1 protein-coding gene is annotated in these 4,221 nt (G+C 47.3%); it reads right to left on the bottom strand.

The genetic code is table 11. The features are described from left to right. On the bottom strand, window positions 1-4,028 hold a 4,028-nt coding region (locus tag JX312_RS09795), incomplete at its 3' end, for a S8 family serine peptidase (protein WP_204457861.1). Window positions 4,029-4,221: the final 193 nt, after the last annotated feature.

The raw sequence follows: 4,221 nt of genomic DNA, 5'->3' as shown, positions 1-4,221 counted from the left end.
GACTCGCCCGGAGCAACAAGACCGGAAGCCGGTTCGAGCGTGCGCACAAACAATGTCTGGGGAGCTTCGAACCTCACAGCAGTGCCGGTACCGAATTCTTTATAGCGCTGATTGTCTGCAGTCGGTTCAAAACTTCCGAAATAGTCTGCAATGTCTGCCGAAGTTACGGTCACCTGATCTGACAATTCCGGATCATTAATTCCGCAGAAGAGCGTGCTTCCCTGCTGGAAGAAGTCTGCTGCCACATAATCATCATAGAAAATTTCAATATCACCGGTGGGCGAAAGTGAAATATGGAAAGATACAGGAGCATAATCCGTGTCATAAACAACGGCAAGCACATTGGAGAAGTTCACTATAAAGTTGCCATCCTTCCAGGCATATTCAACTTTTGATTCCGGTCCCATCTGAAGCTGTGTTCCATACGCAGATATCAGACCTGTGCCCTGGATGCTGACGGAGGTCTCCGTAAGGGGTGCCCTGAACATCAAGTCACTTAGAGAGAAAAGCAAACCTCCATAAGAAGTTACATAAACCTTGTCATAATTCTTTCCATAATAAGGGAAAGAGAATCCGAGTGAAATCGCTTTTGAAATATAAGCCTTGTCATTGAATCCGGATGTTATATCCACTGCATTCACAAGAGCCGGCGCAGCTTCATATTCGAATGAATTGTAGCCATCAAGAGTTGAAGAAACGGTATAACCGAACTTGTGAAGTTTTGCAGCACCCTCAATTGTCTCATCTGAGAATTTCGGGAACACATACTCAAGAGGATATTTACCTGTATTCGAAATCTTGAACGAAAGTTCTTTGGGTTCTTCACCGAGTGTAAGGGTACCCGCTTCCACGACAGCAGGATCCACAGTTAGCTTGGCGGGTTCGGTTGCGACACCCCTTACAAGGATCTTGACTTCACGACCATCTGCATCTTTGAATGTTATGGTGCCGGAATGAGATCCCGCTTCTTTGGGAGCGTAGGTTAGTTCAAGTTTTGTAGTAGTACGCGCAGGGAAACCGCTTTGCACAGATTTCGGACCTTGGAAATGCTCTGAGCTTGAAATGATATTCTGAGAATATATACCTGCCGAATTTTTGGAACCGCGGAACGATCCGTAGCCCTTGTTATAAACTTCAACAACGATTGTCTTGCTCTGACCGGCAAGCATGCTGCCAAAATCAACAACTTTGGGAACTGTGACAGAAGGTTCGTTTCCACTTACTGCAATAGTAACAGGAACGCTCTTCAATTTGTTCTCGCTCTCATTGGTAGAAATATTGACAGTCATCTTGTAATCGCCATTCACGAACTTGCGTCCGTCTGCCTTCACTGTAACAGTCTGGGTTTCCCCGTTCTTTACAGTTCCGGAAAGCGGATCAAGCTCAAGCATCTCACTCCAGTCCGGATTGAGTGAACGCGCCTTTACGCCCCATACGAATGTATCAGCCAGCGATTCGTATATACTGCCTTTAAGGGCAGTTGAAAGCTGAACCCAAGTCTTACCCATGTCGTTACTCATGAAGCTGTTTGAGGCAGCTCCCTGGATAGAAGTCTTAGCCATGCCCAAAGGATAGCCTTCCTGACCTGCGTCATAGTGAGCCACAACCCAGAACGACTCTCCGGGAGCAAAATGAATCTGCTGCTTGAGAGGTATGTTGTAATTGTAGGCAAAGAAATCATATTTAACATCCGTGATCAGGGTTGCATTGGAAATTGACACGTCTCCCTTATAAATGCTTATCTTGGGATCAGCACCATATGCACCCGACAAAGGAGCCTCAAAATACAGGTCGGTAAGGTTAAAACCGTCGGGATATTTATCGGGATCCACCTTGAACCATTGTGCCAGCGAATTTGGCAATGTCTTGTCAGACTCGCCGATCATGGCATACAGGAGTTCATAAGAATATATCTCGGCAGGATAGTCGTCGGCATCATATTCGGCAGACGCAGCTACGGCTGCGAGATTTGCGGCTGTAGTCGAAAGCTGACCCTGGAATGGCCTTACAGTTCCGGGAAGAGGACGTCTTGACTGCGTAAGAACGCTGACTGTGCGTTTTGCAGCAGCCCATTTGAGCAGACCTTCCGCTTCGTTTCCAATTGTAAGGCTGGATGTCACGACAGGAGTCGCAGCCGTGGCAGTCATACTTAACGAAGACTCTGCTATAGTCATCTTCGGTCCGGCATTCGTTTTGATCGACTTAACCGGAGACAGTAATGATGCCTTGCCCCAACGGTTTACAGCCTGCACTGCGACATAATATGTCGTAAGGTTATTCAGATTATTCAATTCAACCGAACAAGGATCGCCCGAGTTAAGGAACTTGGAGTCTACGACCACACTCGGAAGCTTGGTCAGATCGCTCTCCGCAGTGAATGGTTCGGTAGAATAATATACAATATGATTATTGACATTATTGTCGGGAGATGCCGGAACTTTCCAGGAAACATTGATATTGTCCTGAGTAGCCGTAAGCTCAAAATCGGAAACAGCATCAGGAGCACCGGTAGCATTCATGCTCACAGCTTTTGTAGCGTCAAGATAACCGCTTCCGAATAGACCTTCAACACTGCTGTTGTTTCCATATCCATAGAAGTCATTCACGGAAGTCAGAAGCTGGGTACGCAGAGTCTCGTTGATGAATGTCGGTGAGCCATATTTTGAAAGGACAAGAGCGGCGACACCGGAAACATGCGGAGTAGCCATTGACGTTCCTTCATTGTAACCGTACTCATTGCCGGGAAGTGTTGAAAGCACACCTTGTGCCTCACCATAGTCCAGAAGACCACCCGGAGCCACGATGTCCGTACCGGGACCGTTACAGGAATATGAAGCCGGCGTCAACTCGGAAGTCATTGCCGCAACTCCGATAACCTTTTCATAACAGCCGGGGTAGTAGTTACCGGTCTTTCCTTCATTACCCATAGCGAAGATACAGAGTCCGCCTTTCATGTTATCGGATCGCGCCTCAGCTGTGAAATAATCAATTGCATCAAGCACAGCCTGCTCATAATAACCGTCGCCGGGCCAACCCCATGAACATTGAGCTATGGTAGCACCTTTTTCAGCAGCATATACGATAGCAGCTGCGAAATCTCCTTCTGCAGTACCGGAACGGGAATCGAACACCTGGCAGGAGATCATTTTCACACCGGACCCCGGAGTTCCGTCACCACCTGCCACACCGGCTACACCGATACCGTTATTGTTGACTGCAGCAACTGTTCCGGCAACGTGAGTACCGTGGGAATGAGGATATATCTTGGCTTCGTTGGTACAGAAGTTCCATCCGTAAATATCATCAGGATAACCGTTGCCGTCATCGTCCACGCCATCCTTGCCATTAAGCTCGGCTTCATTAACATAAATATTGGCGGCAAGATCTTCGTGAGTATAATCCACACCGCCGTCAATTATCGCCACGAGCACGTCCTTGCTTCCGGTCGTGGTTTTCCAAGCATTGAACAAGTTAATATCCGCACCCGCCACACTGTAGGGGATATCACCGAAGTTCTGGTAATGCCACTGTTTAGGCAGGTATGGATCATTGAAGGGCATCGCCCCGGCGGCTTTAACCACTTGGGAACGATCAAGTTTGCGGAAGCCTTTCGCACCTTCCTGCAGCGACATCGGAGTAACGAGCTCGGAACGCTCGACACCTGCGGTTGTCGCGAAAATCTTCCGTGCTTCCTCGGGNGAAACCGTCTCATCAAAATTTATCACATACCAGCGGTCAAGTCCGTATTTCGCTCTCTGTTTTGCGAATTTCTCCACATACGGAAGCATCGGACGAATACTGACCGCTTTCACATCGCGTGCCGCCCTGTCAAAAGGTGTGATACCCGTAGTCACTGCTCCTTTCGACTGCATCAGGGGGGCATGTCCCACCTTCAGAGCCATTTCAGGTTGCAGCTTCACGCGAATCACTCCCTTCTTCGGGGTGCCTGCGCCTGCTCCTTGTGCTGTGCCTGAGCAAAAAATCGCTGCTACAAGCATTATGCACATCAGAAGTTGGCTTTTCTGCATAAGCTGTTGTTGTTTAATTGTTAATAATATATTTCAAAGATTACTTCCTGATATAAATTTGTCCCTACTTCTTAAACACGCCATCAAATTCATGTAGCGTGTCAATTACTAAAGGATACGAGATCTAAAAAATCTCTTACGCTTTTATACAAAGAAAATAATATTTATATGCAAAGTTAGTAAAATAAATCAT

Origin of the sequence: Barnesiella sp. CU968 (assembly GCF_905219685.1) — a bacterium.
Lineage (GTDB): Bacteria > Bacteroidota > Bacteroidia > Bacteroidales > Muribaculaceae > Lepagella > Lepagella muris_A.
The sequence above is the reverse complement of the archived record's forward strand: the minus strand, read 5'-3'. Positions and strand labels throughout refer to the sequence as shown.